Annotated in this window: 20 protein-coding genes; 4 read left to right on the top strand and 16 right to left on the bottom strand. The window is 50.4% G+C overall.

The genetic code is table 11. The features are described 5' to 3' along the window. Position 1 precedes the first annotated feature (1 nt). The 16 genes from clpP to cysK form a co-directional block, all read right to left on the bottom strand. Positions 2-613, bottom strand: a complete 612-nt coding sequence (gene clpP / locus L0B52_RS07075; RefSeq protein WP_235064032.1) for an ATP-dependent Clp endopeptidase proteolytic subunit ClpP — start codon at positions 611-613, stop codon at positions 2-4. A gap of 229 nt (positions 614-842) precedes the next feature. Beyond that, positions 843-1,202: a PilZ domain-containing protein gene (locus L0B52_RS07070; protein WP_235064031.1), complete on the bottom strand. Its 360-nt coding sequence runs from the start codon at positions 1,200-1,202 to the stop codon at positions 843-845. Further along, positions 1,199-2,137, bottom strand: coding sequence for a DNA polymerase III subunit delta' (locus tag L0B52_RS07065; RefSeq protein WP_235064030.1), 939 nt, complete (start codon positions 2,135-2,137; stop codon positions 1,199-1,201). The genes L0B52_RS07070 and L0B52_RS07065 overlap by 4 nt, the downstream gene beginning before the upstream one ends. Next, entirely contained in the window at positions 2,134-2,742 is a 609-nt protein-coding gene (tmk, locus tag L0B52_RS07060; protein ID WP_235064029.1) for a dTMP kinase, read from the bottom strand. Before tmk ends, L0B52_RS07065 begins: the two co-directional genes overlap by 4 nt. Continuing rightward, complete coding sequence (gene mltG / locus L0B52_RS07055; protein WP_235064028.1) at positions 2,739-3,776, bottom strand: endolytic transglycosylase MltG; 1,038 nt, start codon at positions 3,774-3,776, stop codon at positions 2,739-2,741. Before mltG ends, tmk begins: the two co-directional genes overlap by 4 nt. A gap of 2 nt (positions 3,777-3,778) precedes the next feature. Next, positions 3,779-5,041 (bottom strand): beta-ketoacyl-ACP synthase II, encoded by a 1,263-nt coding sequence (gene fabF / locus L0B52_RS07050; protein ID WP_235064027.1) that lies wholly within the window; start codon positions 5,039-5,041, stop codon positions 3,779-3,781. An 89-nt stretch (positions 5,042-5,130) separates the two neighbouring features. Beyond that, positions 5,131-5,367 (bottom strand): acyl carrier protein, encoded by a 237-nt coding sequence (gene acpP, locus L0B52_RS07045; RefSeq protein WP_235064026.1) that lies wholly within the window; start codon positions 5,365-5,367, stop codon positions 5,131-5,133. A 93-nt stretch (positions 5,368-5,460) separates the two neighbouring features. Continuing rightward, entirely contained in the window at positions 5,461-6,198 is a 738-nt protein-coding gene (fabG, locus tag L0B52_RS07040) for a 3-oxoacyl-ACP reductase FabG (RefSeq protein WP_235064025.1), read from the bottom strand. Further along, positions 6,195-7,127, bottom strand: a complete 933-nt coding sequence (gene fabD, locus L0B52_RS07035) for an ACP S-malonyltransferase (RefSeq protein ID WP_235064024.1) — start codon at positions 7,125-7,127, stop codon at positions 6,195-6,197. The genes fabG and fabD overlap by 4 nt, the downstream gene beginning before the upstream one ends. Positions 7,128-7,156: 29 nt before the next feature. After that, complete coding sequence (locus L0B52_RS07030; protein ID WP_235064023.1) at positions 7,157-8,125, bottom strand: beta-ketoacyl-ACP synthase III; 969 nt, start codon at positions 8,123-8,125, stop codon at positions 7,157-7,159. Then, positions 8,122-9,174, bottom strand: coding sequence for a phosphate acyltransferase PlsX (gene plsX / locus L0B52_RS07025; protein ID WP_235064022.1), 1,053 nt, complete (start codon positions 9,172-9,174; stop codon positions 8,122-8,124). The genes L0B52_RS07030 and plsX overlap by 4 nt, the downstream gene beginning before the upstream one ends. An 11-nt stretch (positions 9,175-9,185) precedes the next feature. After that, positions 9,186-9,389, bottom strand: coding sequence for a 50S ribosomal protein L32 (gene rpmF, locus L0B52_RS07020; RefSeq protein ID WP_235064021.1), 204 nt, complete (start codon positions 9,387-9,389; stop codon positions 9,186-9,188). After that, positions 9,389-9,916: a DUF177 domain-containing protein gene (locus L0B52_RS07015; protein ID WP_235064020.1), complete on the bottom strand. Its 528-nt coding sequence runs from the start codon at positions 9,914-9,916 to the stop codon at positions 9,389-9,391. Before L0B52_RS07015 ends, rpmF begins: the two co-directional genes overlap by 1 nt. Positions 9,917-9,992: 76 nt before the next feature. After that, a complete protein-coding gene (locus tag L0B52_RS07010; protein ID WP_235064019.1) occupies positions 9,993-10,871 on the bottom strand; it encodes a serine hydrolase in 879 nt (292 codons plus the stop codon). Between the two features lie 33 nt (positions 10,872-10,904). Then, the gene (gene ampD, locus L0B52_RS07005; protein ID WP_235064018.1) at positions 10,905-11,504 is read right to left on the bottom strand and encodes a 1,6-anhydro-N-acetylmuramyl-L-alanine amidase AmpD; all 600 of its coding nucleotides are present in this window, start codon (positions 11,502-11,504) and stop codon (positions 10,905-10,907) included. Between the two features lie 413 nt (positions 11,505-11,917). Next, positions 11,918-12,865, bottom strand: coding sequence for a cysteine synthase A (gene cysK, locus L0B52_RS07000; RefSeq protein ID WP_235064017.1), 948 nt, complete (start codon positions 12,863-12,865; stop codon positions 11,918-11,920). Positions 12,866-13,025: 160 nt separating this feature from the next. On the opposite strand from cysK, the gene L0B52_RS06995 reads away from it, so the two are divergent. The 4 genes from L0B52_RS06995 to L0B52_RS06980 are packed head-to-tail and all read left to right on the top strand — an operon-like array spanning position 13,026 to position 16,503. Further along, positions 13,026-13,997: a LysR substrate-binding domain-containing protein gene (locus L0B52_RS06995; protein WP_235064016.1), complete on the top strand. Its 972-nt coding sequence runs from the start codon at positions 13,026-13,028 to the stop codon at positions 13,995-13,997. Beyond that, a complete protein-coding gene (locus L0B52_RS06990) occupies positions 13,985-14,563 on the top strand; it encodes a 5-formyltetrahydrofolate cyclo-ligase (protein ID WP_235064015.1) in 579 nt (192 codons plus the stop codon). The genes L0B52_RS06995 and L0B52_RS06990 overlap by 13 nt, the downstream gene beginning before the upstream one ends. Positions 14,564-14,569: 6 nt before the next feature. Next, positions 14,570-16,027 (top strand): pyruvate kinase, encoded by a 1,458-nt coding sequence (gene pyk / locus L0B52_RS06985; protein ID WP_409202330.1) that lies wholly within the window; start codon positions 14,570-14,572, stop codon positions 16,025-16,027. Beyond that, entirely contained in the window at positions 16,024-16,503 is a 480-nt protein-coding gene (locus L0B52_RS06980) for a hypothetical protein (protein WP_235064013.1), read from the top strand. The genes pyk and L0B52_RS06980 overlap by 4 nt, the downstream gene beginning before the upstream one ends. The last annotated feature ends 100 nt before the right edge of the window (positions 16,504-16,603 follow it).

Genomic DNA, 16,603 nt, shown 5'->3' with positions numbered 1-16,603 from the left:
CTTACTCCACGCCTCTGTGGCGTTCATTAAGAATCTCATCGACTAGACCATATTTCAATGCCCGTTCAGCGCTCATAAAATTATCACGCTCGGTATCATGGCAGATGGTGTCGTAATCTTGTCCAGTGTGTTCGGCGAGCAAGCGGTTCAAGCGCTCCTTAATAAATAAAATCTCGCGTGCATGAATATCAATGTCGGTTGCCTGACCCTGATAGCCACCAAGCGGCTGGTGGATCATTACCCGTGAATTAGGCAGTGCAAAGCGTTTGCCTTTGGCGCCCGCTGAAAGCAAAAATGCCCCCATGCTCGCCGCTTGACCGAGCACCATCGTGCTCACATCTGGCTTCACAAAATTCATTGTGTCATAAATCGACATCCCAGCAGTTACCGAACCACCCGGTGAATTAATATAAAAATGAATATCTTGATCAGGGTTTTCTGCTTCTAAAAACAGTAGCTGCGCGACCACCAAGTTGGCTGTCGCGTCATTGACCGGACCGATTAAAAAAACAACGCGTTCTTTAAGCAAGCGAGAATAGATATCGAAGGCTCGCTCGCCACGTCCAGTTTGCTCCACCACCATCGGGATGGGAATGTTGTTAAATACATCCATTGAAAACTCCTAATTATGAATGAGGTAAGTGGGGACAAGGTGCATTTTTTCAAGGGCTAGCTTGTCCCATCATCGCATGATTGATCAGAAAATACGATGAATGATAGATTAATGATTGAGATAGCCCTACTCACCAGGCCTGTGAGCGGCATAGGTTTACCCAGAAAAAGCGGTTATCTAATGGCGTTAAGACTCAGTAACACAAAGCGGGTACGGATAAAAATCTCGCTTAAAGGGTCATCGTTGGCAGACCGCTATCGCCCATTTTGCCGATTGCGCGTTCGATGGTTTCACGAATTTTTGACACGTCACGACCAGTCAATTGAATACCGATACCCGGCACACGTTTACCCGATTTTTTGGGTGGGTTTAACCAAGCCACCCGCCCGGAAACGGCAAATTTACCATGGTCTTCGGGGAGCTGCAAAAACACAAACACCTCTTGGCCGAGTTGATAGCTGTCCTCGGTCGGATAAAACATTCCACAACCCTCAATAAAGGGCATATACGCCTGATAAAGATTGCGTGTGTCATTAATATTCAGGCGAATCACGCCTTTTTTAAGTTTAGATTGCACGGCATCATTCATAGGTTGATGGCTCCTTTTTGCGCATATTCGAGCAAGCAATGCTTGATGTTCATCGCTTTATCAATTTGTTGGCGGTCAGGGCGATACAATTCGCACACTCTCGCATATAATCGATGCAGGCGATGCACATCTAAGGCCTCAATCGCTTTACGGTGAGGCTCCAGTAGATTGTGCCAATATTCGTCGTGGCTGTCTAGCTGGATAAAGGTAATGATCGCGCGCAGTTGCGCAGCCACGCTATCAAGTACCTTTTCTTTTGCTAGCCCATCAACCACCTGCAAATACGCAAGTTCGTGCTGTGGGTGGGCGAGAAACAACACACATTCGTTGATTGAGGCGGCAGGGTCGGGATGCTCAGAAGCACTTAGTGCACGAAAAGGGTCGCCTTGGGCAAGTATCAACGCTTGACGCGCCTGCTCAGGTGTCCATTGATGCATCTGCACCAACCACTGCTCGGCAGCTTCAACATCAGGTGAGACAACCTGGATCATCTGACAGCGACTAACTACTGTCGCCTTAACTGCACGGCGATTCGCCGCACTCAAAATAAAATGGGTTTGCTCTGGCGGTTCTTCGAGCGTTTTGAGTAGCGCATTCACAGAAGGGATTAAATAGCGGTCAAGCTCACCGAGGATCACCAAGCGCCTTTTACCAATACTCGGTGTGTGCTGCACTTGTGCGTTCAGTGCACGAATCTCATCAATCGCGCACGCCTGCTCATAAACCTGTAAATCCGGATGGGTGTCCTGGCTGACTAAATGGCACGATTTACACTGCCCGCACGGCGCATCTTCTGACAAACACAGGGCTTTTTGCGCCAGATAACGTGCTAACGCCTGCGCATTTCCTCGCTGAGGGTCTATCAGCAGCAGAGCATTTGGCAACGGTGCATGACAAACAGGGGCGTTTAGATCAAGCCAGGGAAGGGTGTTCATAATGCCTCAATCGCCTGTTTAATCTGTGCAAATACAGCTTGTGGACTTACATTCGCGTCAATCCACAGCGCGTTACCCACCTCGGCGCGCACACGATAGCCCTCGCTCACCGCATCAAAAAATGCGTGACGTTCTTGTTCAAAGCGGTCTCGATAATCGTTACGCCCGGCCAAGCGCGCGCGTGAGCCCGCAGAATCCAAACCCAAAATAATGCGCAAATCCGGTTGAAAATCGCCTTGCATCCAATTCTCGAGCGCCGCAATGCGCGAGCGGTCAATCCCACGCGCCCAGCCCTGGTAAGCATAGGTCGCATCGTTAAAGCGATCACTCACCACCCACTGTCCACGCGCCAAACGCGGCTTGATTTCGCGCGTGATATGCTCACAGCGTGCCGCCATAATCAATAGTAATTCACTATCAGAGCACGCCTCGGTCTCGGGGTCGAGCAATAATTCGCGCAAACGTTCACCCAGCGGCGTGCCACCAGGCTCACGGGTAAACCACACATCAACACCTTGCTCAGCAAACCATTCACGTAACAAGTTGATCTGTGTCGATTTTCCCGAGCCTTCAGTGCCGTCTAATGTGATGAATTTAGGGTTCATTGCTCAGCCCGCTTGCGTGAAATCAGCTGTTGCACCGCTTTTTTATGCGCTTCATAGGTTTCGGTAAAAGTATGCCCACCATTGCCAGTGGCCACAAAAAATAACGATTTACCGCTATCAGGATGCAAAGCCGCGACAATCGATGCTTTACTCGGCAAAGCAATCGGCGTTGGCGGCAGACCATGTCGAGTGTAGGTATTATATGGGGTATCGGTGCGCAAATGCGCTCGAGTGATATTGCCGTCAAAATCAGGAATCCCATAAATCACTGTTGGATCAGTTTGCAAGCGCATGCCTTTTTTCAACCGCCGGTTAAACACCCCAGAAATAATATTACGCTCATGGTCTAAAGCGGTTTCTTTTTCGATGATTGAGGCGAGAATCAACGCTTCGTACGGGGTGCTGATTGCTAAATCAGTCGCACGCCCTTGCCACGCTTCATCTAAAGCATGAGTGAGCTGCTTATGTAGGCGCTTGAGCATGGTGAAGTCGCTGTCTTCACTGGTGTAATGGTAGGTGTTTGGCAAAAACTGCCCTTCCAATGAGCCCTCAATACCTAAGCGCTCGGCCAGTTCTTCATCGCTCACCCCATCAAGGGTTTGCTCCAGGTCATCAGCAGCGCGCAGGCTACGACGCAAATCCGCGTACGTTGACCCTTCGAGAACTCTTAGCGAACGGATAATCACCTTACCATCGATCATATCCTGGTACAGGGCCATGATATTATCCCCTGGCCTCATACGATAATCGCCTGCTTTGATTTCCCCTGCATCACCACGCCATTTGCCGTAAACCAGTAAAGGCCATTGCATCTCAATGACCCCACGGCGTTTTAATTCCGCGCTGATCGCTTTAAGTGAAGACCCGCGCGGTACATGCAAGACATCACTACCCACATGCAAGACAGTACGGCCGTATTCACCACCCAATGGGCGGTGCATGGCCTTAAAATATTGCCAGTAGACCACACCAGCTGCAACAGCGCTAAGCACAAGCACCAGCAACACAAAGCGGCGCAGCAGTTTAGCCAACATCGCTAGACCGTTTTGAAAACCAAACTGGCGTTAGTACCGCCAAAGCCAAACGAATTCGATAACGCCGCACGAATCGGGCGCTCTTGCGCCTGATGCGCAACATAGTTCAAATCACAGTCTTCGCCTGGGTTATCGAGGTTGATTGTCGGTGGGGCGACTTGATCACGCAAAGCGAGTAAGCTAAATACTGCTTCTAGGCCACCGGCAGCACCGAGTGCATGGCCGGTCATCGATTTAGTGCTACTGATCGCCAGATCATAAGCGTGCTCGCCAAAAGCTCTTTTCACCGCCAGCGTTTCAGCGGTATCCCCTGCTGGGGTCGATGTGCCGTGCGCGTTGATATAGTCAATATCTTGCGGATTAAGCGCCGCATCACGTAAGGCCAGGCTCATGCAGCGCGCTGCCCCGCTGCCATCAGTCAGCGGGGCAGTCATATGATACGCGTCAGCGCTCATACCAATCCCTGCCACTTCGCCATAAATTGTTGCCCCACGGGCCTGGGCGCGTTCTAAGGTTTCTAACACCAACACCCCGGCACCATCGCCGAGCACAAAACCATCGCGGTCTTTGTCCCAAGGACGCGAAGCAGCCTGTGGATCATCGTTGCGTGTCGAAAGCGCTTTGGCGGCCGCAAAACCGGCAATCCCCATTGCATTCCCTGCCATTTCCGCACCACCTGCGATCATCACTTCCGCGTCGCCCATCTGGATCATCCGTGTCGCTTGCGCGATAGAGTGCGTGCCTGTCGCACAGGCAGTCGCTGTAGCAAGGTTCGGGCCTTTAATGCCGTAGCGGATTGATAAATTCCCCGAGATCATATTGATGATATTTTTCGGCACATAAAAAGGCGAAACCCGACGTGGGCCTTGCTCTAAAAATGATTTGTATCCTTCGAGCACGCCCGGCAGACCGCCAATTCCCGAACCAATAATAATCCCGGTACGCTCGGCTAACGCCTCATCGCTAAAATCCAAACCACTATCGTTAATCGCATCAATACCGGCTGCCACACCATAGTGGATAAAGGTGTCCATTTTGCGCGCTTCTTTAACGTCGAAGTAGCGCTCAACCTCGAAATCAGCGACTGATCCACGAAAGCGCACGGCTAACTCGCTCGCATCATAATCGGTGATCGGACGAATGCCGCTTTTGCCGGCTAAGATATTACGCCACGCGTCTTTGAGGTTAGAACCGACCGGGCTAATAATACCCATACCAGTAACCACCACGCGGGCAACGGATTTTAAAAGGGTTGTTTCACTCATAATATGCTCGTTGACTGGTTAATCTGACCACTAATAAAAAAGCCACAGCAGTACGGAACTACTGTGGCTTTGTACAAAGCCGAAAGCGTTTAGCTGTTGGCTTTAACGTAATCAATCGCCGTTTGAACGGTGGTGATTTTCTCTGCTTCTTCGTCAGGAATTTCACAATCGAACTCTTTTTCCAGCGACATCACTAATTCGACCAAGTCGAGTGAGTCAGCGCCTAAGTCATCGATGAAATGGGCTTCTGGTTTAATTTGCGCTTCGTCAACGCTTAATTGTTCAGCGATCACAGCGACAACGCGTTGCTCAATACTGTTGCTCATGCTATCTATTTCCTTTGTTGGGATGAAAAATACCTATTGTAAAAGGTTTATGGGTGAATTGCCAGCTTGCGGATTTTTGCCCACAAACTGGGACTAAATCATATACATACCACCGTTAACGTGCAAGGTTTCACCGGTAATATAAGCTGCTCCAGCCAAAAATACAGCGGCATCCGCAATATCTTCGACCGCGCCAAGTTTTGCCATAGGCACATCTTTAATGAGTTGCTGCTTTTGTGCTTCGGGCAATTGCTCGGTCATATCGGTGGCGATACAACCTGGGGCAATCGTGTTCACGGTAATCCCGCGCGAACCAATCTCGCGCGCCAGCGATTTAGAAAAGCCGATAACGCCCGCTTTTGAAGCTGCGTAGTTGGTCTGACCGGCATTGCCCATCACGCCAACAACTGATGTGATGGTAATAATCCGACCAAAGCGCGTTTTCATCATATCGCGCATCACCGCCTTACTCAGGCGATAGACGCTGTTTAAGTTGGTATCAATCACCGCGTCCCACTGTTCTGGCTTCATACGCATCAACAGGTTATCTTCGGTAATGCCTGCATTATTAATCAACGTGGTTAATGCGCCAAATTGTTCACGGATGGATTTAATGGCAGCATCGATGGCTTCCTGGTCGTTAACGCGTAACGCCATACCCGTGCCTCGCCAACCATTATCGGCAATATGCTGACTGATCGCCTGCGCTCCGGATTCACTGGTCGCTGTGCCGATGACTGTTGCCCCACGGGTAGCAAAAGCATCTAAGACACCACGGCCAATCCCGCGACTGGCGCCGGTAATCAGTACAATTTGTTGGTCGATGTTCATTCTCTCTCTAAAGCCTCGTTTATTGCACTCAAACCATCCTTACTATCCAGCGCCAAGGTGGTGAGTTTAGAATTAATGCGCTTATTCAATCCGCTAAGCACTTTACCAGGTGCGGCTTCAACGCAGAGACCTACGCCCTGCTCAACGAGCGCCTCAACACAAGCTACCCAACGTACTGGTTTATAAAGCTGTGCGCCAAGCGCTGATTTAATGCCGTCGATATTATGGCGAGGTTGCGCGTCAACGTTATGAATCACTGGGATAGAAGGCATTTTCCAATGGGTGTGGTCTAAATACAGACTCAGTTTAGACGCTGGGGAGCGCATGAGAGTGCAATGCGAAGGTACGCTCACTGGCAGTACAATCGCGCGTTTCGCGCCGCGCGCTTTCGCCTCAGCAACCGCTTTTTCCACGCCAACCGTTTTTCCGGCAATGACCACCTGCCCTGGCGCATTAAAGTTCGCCGCTTGAACCGACTCACGAATACCCGCGCAAATCTCAACCACTTCCTCGTCATCAAGACCAAGAATGGCCGCCATTGCGCCGCTACCGTATGGGACAGCGTCTTGCATGAGCTCACCACGGTGATGCACCAGATCAATCGCTTCAGCAAAAGTTAGCGAACCAGCGGCGCATAAGGCAGTGTATTCGCCTAATGAGTGGCCGGCGAAATAAGCCGGTTTAATATCGGTTTCGGCTTTAAGAATATCGTAGCTTGCGATACCGGCAGCCAATAAAATCGGTTGGGTAATCGCTGTGGCGTTGAGTAGCCCTTTGGGGTTGGTTTGCGCAATATCCCAAAGATCTTGTTTGACCACTTCAGAGGCTTCAGCAAAACGTTCTTTAATCTGTGGAAACGAGCCAGCCATCTCAGCCAGCATACCTTGGCTTTGTGAGCCTTGTCCGGGAAAAATAATCGCGCTGCTCATCACGTTCTCCTTATATACCTAGTGATATTTTAGTAGGTCAGTATACAACCACCCCAGGTAAATCCGCCACCAAAGGCCTCTAATAATAAGTTGTGGCCACGCTGGATTTGCCCACTGCGCACACCATGATCGAGCGCTAAAGGCACTGATGCGGCAGAGGTATTGGCGTGCTTGTTAACGGTTACGATGACTTTTTCCATCGGTAAATTCAAATGCTCGGCTGTCGCGCTGATGATGCGCAAATTTGCCTGATGCGGCACCAGATAATCGATATCGGCCGCGTCAAAATCACAATGCTCAAGCAACTCCCCAACCAAGCTGCTCAAAGAGCGCACCGCGACTTTGAACACATCGCGCCCTTGCATCTCGATAAAGCGACCACGATTCGGATAGTCTTCAGCCGAAGAACCCGGGCCTTGCGGCGCCCACAGAAGCTCTTTATAGCCACCATCACTGTGCAGCACACTGCCATAAATGCCTGGCTCTTCTGATGGGCCAACCACGACCGCACCGGCGCCGTCGCCAAACAAAATCGCGGTGGTGCGATCTTCCCAATTCAGCGCATTAGTGAATAATTCCGCACCAAGAACCAGAATACGCTGATAGCCACCGCATTTAATGAATTTATCGGCAGTCGAAAGCGCATAAACAAAGCCTGAACATACCGCCTGCATATCAAAAGCAGGAATCGTGCGGCAGCCTAAGCGCGCTTGTAATTGGGTGGCGTTACTCGGGAATAAATGTTCCGGTGTTGAAGTCGCGCAGATAATCAAATCAAGCTCTTCGCCGGTCACGCCCGCGCTTTCCATCGCTCTTCTTGCTGCCTGCTCCGCCATATCCACACTACTCTCATTGGGCGCTGCCATATGACGCTGTTCGATGCCGGTGCGTGCGCGGATCCACTCATCAGTGGTTTCCATGCGCTCACTAAGTTCGTCATTAGTCACAATGCGTTTTGGCAAATAGCTGCCGGTGCCGAGTATTTTAGTATAGGTCATGGCGTTGGTTCTTCTTCAGTGGTGGAGTGTGCGTCGGCGAGTTGTTGTAAATGTTGGCCTATACGACCAATCACGCCGTTTTCTATTTCTAAGCGTGCGATATTTATCGCATTCGCAAATGCATAAGCATCTGCATTACCGTGACTTTTAATCACAATGCCTTGTAGGCCCAGCAAGCTTGCCCCATTATAGGTGCGTGGGTCAACCGTTTTACGCAGGCTTTTAAATACGGGTAAGGCGACCAAGCCAGCAAACAAGGTAAACGGATTACGCTTAAACGCTGCCTTGGTTTTAATTTGTAAGAATTTTGCGATCCCTTCAATGGTTTTTAAGGCAACGTTGCCAACAAAGCCATCGCAGACCACCACATCGATCCCTTCTTTGAGGAAAATATCATTACCTTCGACAAAGCCAATGTAGTTGAGCTCGCCTTGTTCCAAGCGTTTACCGGTTTCTTTAACCGTATCGTTGCCTTTGATCGCTTCTTCACCAATATTGAGCAGCCCGACGCGTGGCGAAGGGTTGTCATCAACGGCTTTAGCGAGCTCACTACCCATCACAGCGAATTGTTCTAATTGTTCAGGGCGTGCATCAACATTGGCGCCTAAATCGAGCCAATGAACGTGACCATGTGCGGTAGGAAGAGTGGCACAAATTGCCGGACGCGAAATGCCAGGCAACATTTTTAAGATATAACGTGCAGACGCCATCAACGCACCGGTGTTACCAGCGCTGACACAGGCATCCGCTTCGCCTTCACGCACCAAGCTAATCGCTTGCCACATCGACGAATCGTTTTTATTACGTAGAACGTTTGCTGGTGATTCATCCATCGCCACGATTTGCGAGGCGTGATGGACACGCATTCTTGATTTATCTAGCGAGGCAAACGCTTTGTGTGCGTGAATAATCGCCTCATCACCAACAAGAATGAGTTGTAAATCCTGGTGCTGCTTTTGCGCATGCGCCGCAGCAACTAAGGTGACGTCCAAACCGACATCGCCGCCCATCGCATCAATGGCAATGGTCGGCATGTTGTGTTTAGTCATAACTTAGGAATTTACTCGTCGTCTTCGAATTCAACAACGTCAGCAGGGCGAACGATTGCCTGACGACCACGATAAAAACCGTCTTTACTGACGTGGTGGCGCAGGTGACGTTCACCGCTGGTGCCATCAGTAGAAACCGTGGCATAACCCAAAGCGTCGTGAGTACGGCGTTTGTCGCGCTTCGACGGAGTTTTGCGATTCTTTTGCACAGCCATTATGAATGCTCCTTGGAATTAATTAATGCTTTTAATGCCGCAAACGGATGTTCAGACGCCTCCTCTTCTGAAGGGTCTGATTCAGCCGTATTGATCGGCGGTTCACAGTCATCATGCTTGGCAATCATTGGCATCGCCAGCAAGACTTCCTCTTGTAAAAACCATGCAACATCGAGTATTTCGTTGTCGCAGATTAACGTTTCTGCCCCGCCTTCAACGCGGTCTTCTAACGCTTGAGAGCGAATCGGCACATAGGCAAATTCGCGCTCAACAGACATAACCAGCGGTTGCAAACACCGTTGGCACTGCATCTGTAAATCGATATGCAGCGAACCTTGCAAGCAAGGCTGCTGATAATCATCAATCGCACCTTCTAAATGGGCGGTTAACGGATGATTATCCGTTGTCCATTGCTTCAACGCAGGCAAGTCTTTGCGTGAAAGCTCACCGTCAGCTAATTGTCTGGCCCGGGCAAACGCCCAAGGGTCAATTTCGCGAGGCAGAGTGTCAATTGGATGGCGCATCATACGCTTAACCTGTTTGAGTGTCAAAAAATCGTATCATATTCAGCAGGCAAAAAGTGATTTTTGCATGTCGGAATCGTCATGTCAGCGGATAACGCTGCGCAAAATCAAGATACACCAAGTCGGAAATAGAGCGCATCACATCGCTTCTATCGCTAATCCAGCTACTATAATTCGCAGCGCGACGCTTTTTCTCAATAATGCCGGTAAAGGTGTAGGCAACCGAATTCCCATTACGGTCTTTGCATTCAATAATCCCGGTATTACCGCAGAGCATCGCGGTTGAGCCTGTTTTATCGTACACCGTCGTCGCGGCGTTTTCGGTCACAAAGCGCGTATTGCTGCGAATTCGGTCGTGATTGGGGATAACCATCATTTTTTTCAAAATCTCTGCGCCAGGCAACTGATTGTGCCAAAGCGCGAGCAAAAATCGGTCGTAGTCGCCGCCGCTCGCGCGATTGAGATAGGTTCGACCGTTCTCCGGAATATATTCAACGATGTGGATGTCACGAAACACATTCGGCGCTTCTTTTTTTAACATCCATTGCACCCCTTCCGGACCGCCCAAACGCTTAATAATATGGTTGGTAAATTCATTATTACTATGCACAATCATATCGCGCATTTCATTCATCACCCGTGGGCTTAGCGGATAAAGCTTGGCATCTTTGGTGAAATGGCACATCAAATACGCCTGAATGACCATATGCTTGACCATACTCGCGCATTGCATCGCCACCGGCTCATTGATTGAAACCAACTTTTGCCCACGGTTAATATCGGTCACCACCCAAGAGGTGCGTTCATCACTGGCGATTTGTCCGAGCGCACGCAGCTCTTGTATTTTGCGGTTAACGAGACCTTCAACCGTGGTCCCCACCGCGCCAAAGCTGGGCGTAACCAGACTACCAGCACCCAATAGCGCGGCACGAGAAAGCAATGAACGACGATTAAACATAGATAAAAAGGTTAAGTAAGCAAGAGCGCTATTCTAACTGCGATAGGCAGCTGATTCAAAGTAGATTGCTTGATCAAGCATACGAAAAAAAACCGCTTCATTAAATGCCGGCCCAGGATCGGTTTTACGGCCTGGCGCAATATGGGCGTGGGTGGTGATGCGTTCGCGCGTGATGTGTGGATGACGCTGCATCAGCGCAAGCGTTAAGCGCACCAGCGCCTGATATTGCCGTAAGGTGTAAGGGATATCATCCGCGCCATTAAGCTCAACACCCACCGAAAAATCGTTACACCCCGTCTGCCCGGCAAACTCAGACACCCCTGCATGCCAGGCACGATCTACACTCGCCACGTATTGTGTGACCGCGCCATCGCGCGTAATCAAAAAATGTGCCGAAACACGCAAATCCATAATGCTATCGATAAACGGATCCTCACCTCGATGCTCGGAAAGTGTGCCTAAAAACAACGCATCCACATAGTTTTGCCCAAAAACCTTCGGCGGCAGGGAGATATTGTGGATGACTAATGTATTGATCACCGCATCTTGCGGGCGCACGTCATAATGCGGACTTGGACAGTGCGTGACACCGCTCAACCAACCATTGTCTTTAATAAACCAGGGCGTATTCATTGCACTATTGTGACAAAAGCCATGATAAAAAGGAATACGCCGACTGCTTGATTGGCTTTGTCACAGGCCGGTTAGAGAGAGGCTTTTTTGACCAATAATTTCCCGCTTATTTAGCGCTAAACAGGTTGATAAATCGCGCTAAGTTATACACAAACCGCATGGTTACGCGCCTTTGGCAAATAGCAAGGGTAAAAAACGCTACAATTACAACGATTTCTACTATAACTCTGTTTTTGCTGACTTTATTATTTTAACAACAAGTAATGAAATGGTTAACTAACCGCGTGAGAGCTCTGTGTTAGCAATAGTTTGCGCGGTTATGCACATTTTTATCCACAGGCCATGTGGTTAACTTTTTAAGGTAAAAAAACGGGCGAATTAATCCGCCCGTCACCACTTGAATATTGGCAAGTTTACGGCAGCAAATGATCGTCTGAGCCTTCATTAATGCTTTCGAATAAGAACGTTGACATATAACGCTCTGAAGCATCAGGCAGCATCACTAAAATGACCGAGCCTTCTTCAGCTTGTTGGGCAAACTGCAACGCCGCATTAAACGTCGCCCCACCAGAAATCCCGGTGAGAATACCTTCTTGTTTGGCAAGCGAGAGCGCTGTATCGCGCGATTCTTCATCGCCAACCGCAATCAGGTGATCATAAATCTCACGGTTCATCGTTTCAGCAACAAAATCCGGTGTCCAACCTTGAATCTTGTGCGGCTGCCACTCTTTGCCCGCGAGTAATTGCGCATTGAGTGGCTCGGTTGCGACAATTTCCAGATCAGGACGCGCCGCTTTTAACACTTCACCAGCGCCGGAAATCGTGCCACCTGTGCCGTAGCCGCTGACAAAATAATCCAAACGTTCACCTGCAAAATCGCGCAAAATCTCTGTCGCGGTGGTTTCGCGGTGATATTGCGGGTTTGCCGGGTTCGCAAATTGATTAGCCAAGAACCAGCCATTTTTCTCAGCGAGCTCTTTCGCTACACGCACCATGCCAACCCCTTTTTCTGCCGCTGGCGTCAGGATAACTGTGCCACCTAAGCTACGGATAAGCTTGCGGCGCTCCACGGAAAATGTTTCAGTCATCACCGCGACAAATGGATAACCTTTCGCCGCACAGACCATCGCTAGCGCGATACCGGTATTGCCCGAGGTTGCCTCAACCACCGTTTGCCCTGGTTTTAAGGTTCCGCGTTTCTCAGCATCGGTAATAATCGCATAAGCCAAGCGGTCTTTAACCGAACCACCCGGGTTAAACGATTCCACCTTAACGTACATCGTGACATTTTTTGGTGCAAGACGGTTAATGCGTACCACCGGTGTATGGCCGATCGCTTCAAGAATATTGTTGTATTTCATGATGGTTCCTAAGTTAGTGAATGTTGGGTCAGTGTAGGGCAGCGCGGGTGATAAATTAAATAGCCGTTGGTTATAACGTGATACGATGCGGCAATATGCAACGTTTATAAGACGTAATAACCCAAGCACCCGATAAAACTCATGCGGAGGACGATAATCTGTGAAGCTCAAGCAGTTTGAATGTGTGTTGGCCGTGGTACAACAGGGCTATAGCGTCACCGCAGCGGCACAAAAGCTGTTTATGTCGCAGCCTGCAGTCAGCAAACAAATCAAATTGTTCGAAGAAGCGCTCGGTAAACCGATTTTCCGCCGCCAGAGTAAACAATTCGTTGGCTTAACCGAAACCGGTGAGGCCTTACTCCCCGAGCTAGAGCACATTGTACAAGCGGTAAGCCGCGTGCGCGCACTCGCCCACGACCCGCATGCGCGCAACATCCAGACCCTGACGCTCGCCACCACCAACACACTCGCCACCTACCGCCTAGCGCGTTTATTGCCAACCTTGCGCGAACACCACCCGCAGCTGCAGCTCAACATCATTGAGGGCAGCAACGCACAGAATATCCAAATGGTGCAGGAATACGAGGCAGATTACGCGTGGTTCTCGGCCACAGATCTCACCCCATACAGCACGGCGCTGCGTGGTTTACTGGTGCTGGAAACCGAAGCGTGGTCGCCACTGTTGGTGGTTCCTAAAGATCATCCGTTTAACGAGCAGCCTTTTGATCATCTAAGCCAGCTCGCCGATTATCCGTTAATTACTTATGTCACCTCACACAAAGGGCAATCGGGGCTGGCTGCAGCGATGAGCGCGCATGGCGCGAACGCACAGGTTGTGCTGACCGCGCGCAACGCTGACCTGATTAAAAATTATGTGCGCCAAGGCCTTGGCCTCGGGGTGATCGCCGATATGGCGTTTAACGATGAGCAAGACAGCGACTTACGCACCTATCCGCTCACACCGTGGGTGGACCCGTTTAATACCTACCTGGTCTGGCAGGCCGAGCGCCATCTGCGTCAACACGACGAACAGTGGATCGCCGCACTATCTCCAGGCACAACCCGCGCAGAGCTCCGTAAGCGTTTGGCCGATTATCGCCGCGCGCAAGAAGACAACACATGGACGATCTAAACGCCAAGCAGCGCCAAGCGTGTCGTGCGGCACGTCGGCTAATCACTGGCGAGCAACGCACACAGGCGAGCAAAGCAATTGCTAAGCGCGCACTCAACTGGCTCGACAAACACCCAGCGACTTCTATCGGTCTCTTTTTATCGCTCAACGAAGAAATCGACACCACCCCGCTACTCCACGAATTGTGGGCAAGGGGCCGCACAGTCTATTTACCCGTCGTGCGCAAGCAAAACGCACCGCTTGTTTGGATGCCCTACCAGCAAGGCGATGCATTAAGCAAAGATTCGCTCGGGATCGCTGCACCAGCGTATAATCCGAAATACGCACAAGAAGGTATGCATCTTGATGTGGTGTTTACCCCGTTAGTGGCCTGGGATCAAAGCGGCCAGCGCATTGGTATGGGTGGTGGCTTTTATGATCGTACGTTTGCGGCTAAAATAGCCGGACAGGCGCCATTACTCATTGGCTTGGCCTACGCCTGTCAAGAAGTCACTCGTATTCAAGCCCGGCCGTGGGATATTCCCATGGACGGCATTATTACTGAGCAAGCGCTTAACATTATTTAGGATCTAATCATGGCTAAAAATCGAGATCTCACCCGGATTCATCACCACACAAAAATCATTGCTACCCTCGGCCCGGCCAGCAATTCGCCGGAAATCTTGGAGCATATGATTCGCGTGGGCTTAAACGTCATTCGCCTGAATTTCAGTCATGGCACCCCGGAAATACACGCTGAAAACGCGCGACGCGTACGTGAGGCTTCCGAGCGCGCCGGACGCGAAGTGGCGATTATTGCCGACTTACAAGGGCCAAAAGTTCGCGTCGGCAAAATCAAAGGCGACAAGGTGGAGCTCAAACAAGGCGACAACTTCATTTTAGATGCCGCCTTTGAAGGCGAAGGCAGCGCAGAACGCGTCGGACTCGATTATCGTGCGCTGCCGCGTGATGTCAAACCCGGCGATGTGTTATTACTCGACGATGGTCTGTTGACTGTGACAGTCACCAGTGTTGAAGGCGATGAAATTCACACTGAAATTCAAAACGACGCGGTGCTGAAAAGCAATAAAGGTATCAACAAACAAGGCGGCGGGATTTCTGCCGGCGCGCTCACCGATAAAGACCACGAAGACTTAAAAACCGCGGTAGAGATTGGCGCCGATTACCTCGCAATCAGCTTTGTAAAATCCGCTGCTGATATGGATTTGGCGCGACGTTTACTCGCTCAAGCCGCACACAGCTACCATCGCCCAGGCCTGATTGCCAAAATCGAGCGCACCGAGGCGATCGAGAATCTCGAAGAAATTCTTTATTTATGTGATGGAGTGATGGTCGCGCGTGGTGATTTGGCGGTTGAAGTCGGCAATGCGGCGGTTCCTTCACTGCAGAAAAAGATCATTAAAAAAGCGCGCGCCATGCGCCGCTTCACGATCACCGCCACGCAAATGATGGAAAGTATGATCACCAATCCTGTGCCAACCCGCGCCGAGGTGAGTGATGTTGCAAACGCCGTGCTTGATGGCAGCGATGCGGTGATGCTGAGTGCAGAAACCGCAGTCGGGCAGTATCCATTTGAAACCGTACGCAGCATGGCGCAAATTTGTTCAGCCGCCGAGCAGGCGCAAGACCCACTGACCGGCGCGGATATCCATGTCGAAAACACCTCGCGCATTGATCACAGTATCGCCAGTGGCGCTGTATTCACCGCGCGTCAGCTCAACGCCAAAGCAATTGTCGCGCTCACTGAAAGTGGCAGCACCGCGTTTCATATTAGCCGTTTTGGCATTAATATCCCGATTTACGCACTCACCGGCAACCGTTTGGTGCAGCGCAAAATGTGCATGTATCGTGGGGTGCGCCCGTTGATGCTCGATACCGGGCTTGATCACCAAACCGCGATTCAAGAAGCTGAAGCCCATCTGCGTTGGCGTGGTGTGGTCGATAGCGGCGATCTGTATGTAATCACCAGCGGTGTGACCATGGGCAAACCCGGCTCAACCAACACCCTGCAAATCTCGCGCGCGCAATGATCCGAGCGATTTTTATTACGGCGACATTGGCGAGCGCTGCGGCGTTCGCCACCAACGATGCGCATCTTGAGGCGATGATGCAATGGGATTATGTTGATGACTCACGCTGTTTTATCAGCTATAACGATCAAGTGCTGCCGATACTGCCGCAGTTAATCGCCAGCGATGGCCTGCCAGGTGTTGGCCATGAAGATGTGCTCGCGGCACTCGATGCTGCGCTGGCGCGCGGTTGTGACATTCATCAGCCTGATCAATACGGACTATCGCCATTAAATAACGCGATCATTTTCGCCAATGCGTCGTTGATTCGCTATTTAATCGATCACGGCGCTGACCCCCATCAGCCAATTACCGACAGCAGTAAACCGGAGCTTAACGGCTTAGATAGTCTAGCGCTGCTCAAGCTAATCCAGTTAAGCAGCGATCAACCCTTACATTGGTCAGACGCTGAAAAAGCCTTATTAGAAAAGTATTAATAGAATTTTTGTATCATCTTGTTTAGAAAAACTAACGTAGATACTGTTTTATCGTATCGTATGCGTTACACTACATAACCCATCATTTTTGAACCAATTC

Origin of the sequence: Suttonella sp. R2A3 (genome assembly GCF_021513215.1) — a bacterium.
Lineage (GTDB): Bacteria > Pseudomonadota > Gammaproteobacteria > Cardiobacteriales > Cardiobacteriaceae > JAHUUI01.
Note: the sequence above shows the minus strand (reverse complement) of the source record. Positions and strands in the feature narration are given on the sequence as shown.

What these genes read in the sequence shown, in the direction of transcription:
- tmk (WP_235064029.1), bottom strand. Translation starts at nt 2,742, where the DNA reads ATGAACCCTAAATTCATCACATTAGACGGCACTGAAGGCTCGGGAAAA.
- L0B52_RS06990 (WP_235064015.1), top strand. Translation starts at nt 13,985, where the DNA reads ATGGACGATCTAAACGCCAAGCAGCGCCAAGCGTGTCGTGCGGCACGT.
- fabD (WP_235064024.1), bottom strand. Translation starts at nt 7,127, where the DNA reads ATGAGCAGCGCGATTATTTTTCCCGGACAAGGCTCACAAAGCCAAGGT.
- L0B52_RS07010 (WP_235064019.1), bottom strand. Translation starts at nt 10,871, where the DNA reads ATGTTTAATCGTCGTTCATTGCTTTCTCGTGCCGCGCTATTGGGTGCT.
- cysK (WP_235064017.1), bottom strand. Translation starts at nt 12,865, where the DNA reads ATGAAATACAACAATATTCTTGAAGCGATCGGCCATACACCGGTGGTA.
- L0B52_RS07070 (WP_235064031.1), bottom strand. Translation starts at nt 1,202, where the DNA reads ATGAATGATGCCGTGCAATCTAAACTTAAAAAAGGCGTGATTCGCCTG.
- rpmF (WP_235064021.1), bottom strand. Translation starts at nt 9,389, where the DNA reads ATGGCTGTGCAAAAGAATCGCAAAACTCCGTCGAAGCGCGACAAACGC.
- acpP (WP_235064026.1), bottom strand. Translation starts at nt 5,367, where the DNA reads ATGAGCAACAGTATTGAGCAACGCGTTGTCGCTGTGATCGCTGAACAA.
- clpP (WP_235064032.1), bottom strand. Translation starts at nt 613, where the DNA reads ATGGATGTATTTAACAACATTCCCATCCCGATGGTGGTGGAGCAAACT.
- L0B52_RS07065 (WP_235064030.1), bottom strand. Translation starts at nt 2,137, where the DNA reads ATGAACACCCTTCCCTGGCTTGATCTAAACGCCCCTGTTTGTCATGCA.
- L0B52_RS07030 (WP_235064023.1), bottom strand. Translation starts at nt 8,125, where the DNA reads ATGACCTATACTAAAATACTCGGCACCGGCAGCTATTTGCCAAAACGC.
- mltG (WP_235064028.1), bottom strand. Translation starts at nt 3,776, where the DNA reads ATGTTGGCTAAACTGCTGCGCCGCTTTGTGTTGCTGGTGCTTGTGCTT.
- L0B52_RS06980 (WP_235064013.1), top strand. Translation starts at nt 16,024, where the DNA reads ATGATCCGAGCGATTTTTATTACGGCGACATTGGCGAGCGCTGCGGCG.
- ampD (WP_235064018.1), bottom strand. Translation starts at nt 11,504, where the DNA reads ATGAATACGCCCTGGTTTATTAAAGACAATGGTTGGTTGAGCGGTGTC.
- plsX (WP_235064022.1), bottom strand. Translation starts at nt 9,174, where the DNA reads ATGACTAAACACAACATGCCGACCATTGCCATTGATGCGATGGGCGGC.
- fabF (WP_235064027.1), bottom strand. Translation starts at nt 5,041, where the DNA reads ATGAGTGAAACAACCCTTTTAAAATCCGTTGCCCGCGTGGTGGTTACT.
- fabG (WP_235064025.1), bottom strand. Translation starts at nt 6,198, where the DNA reads ATGAACATCGACCAACAAATTGTACTGATTACCGGCGCCAGTCGCGGG.
- L0B52_RS07015 (WP_235064020.1), bottom strand. Translation starts at nt 9,916, where the DNA reads ATGATGCGCCATCCAATTGACACTCTGCCTCGCGAAATTGACCCTTGG.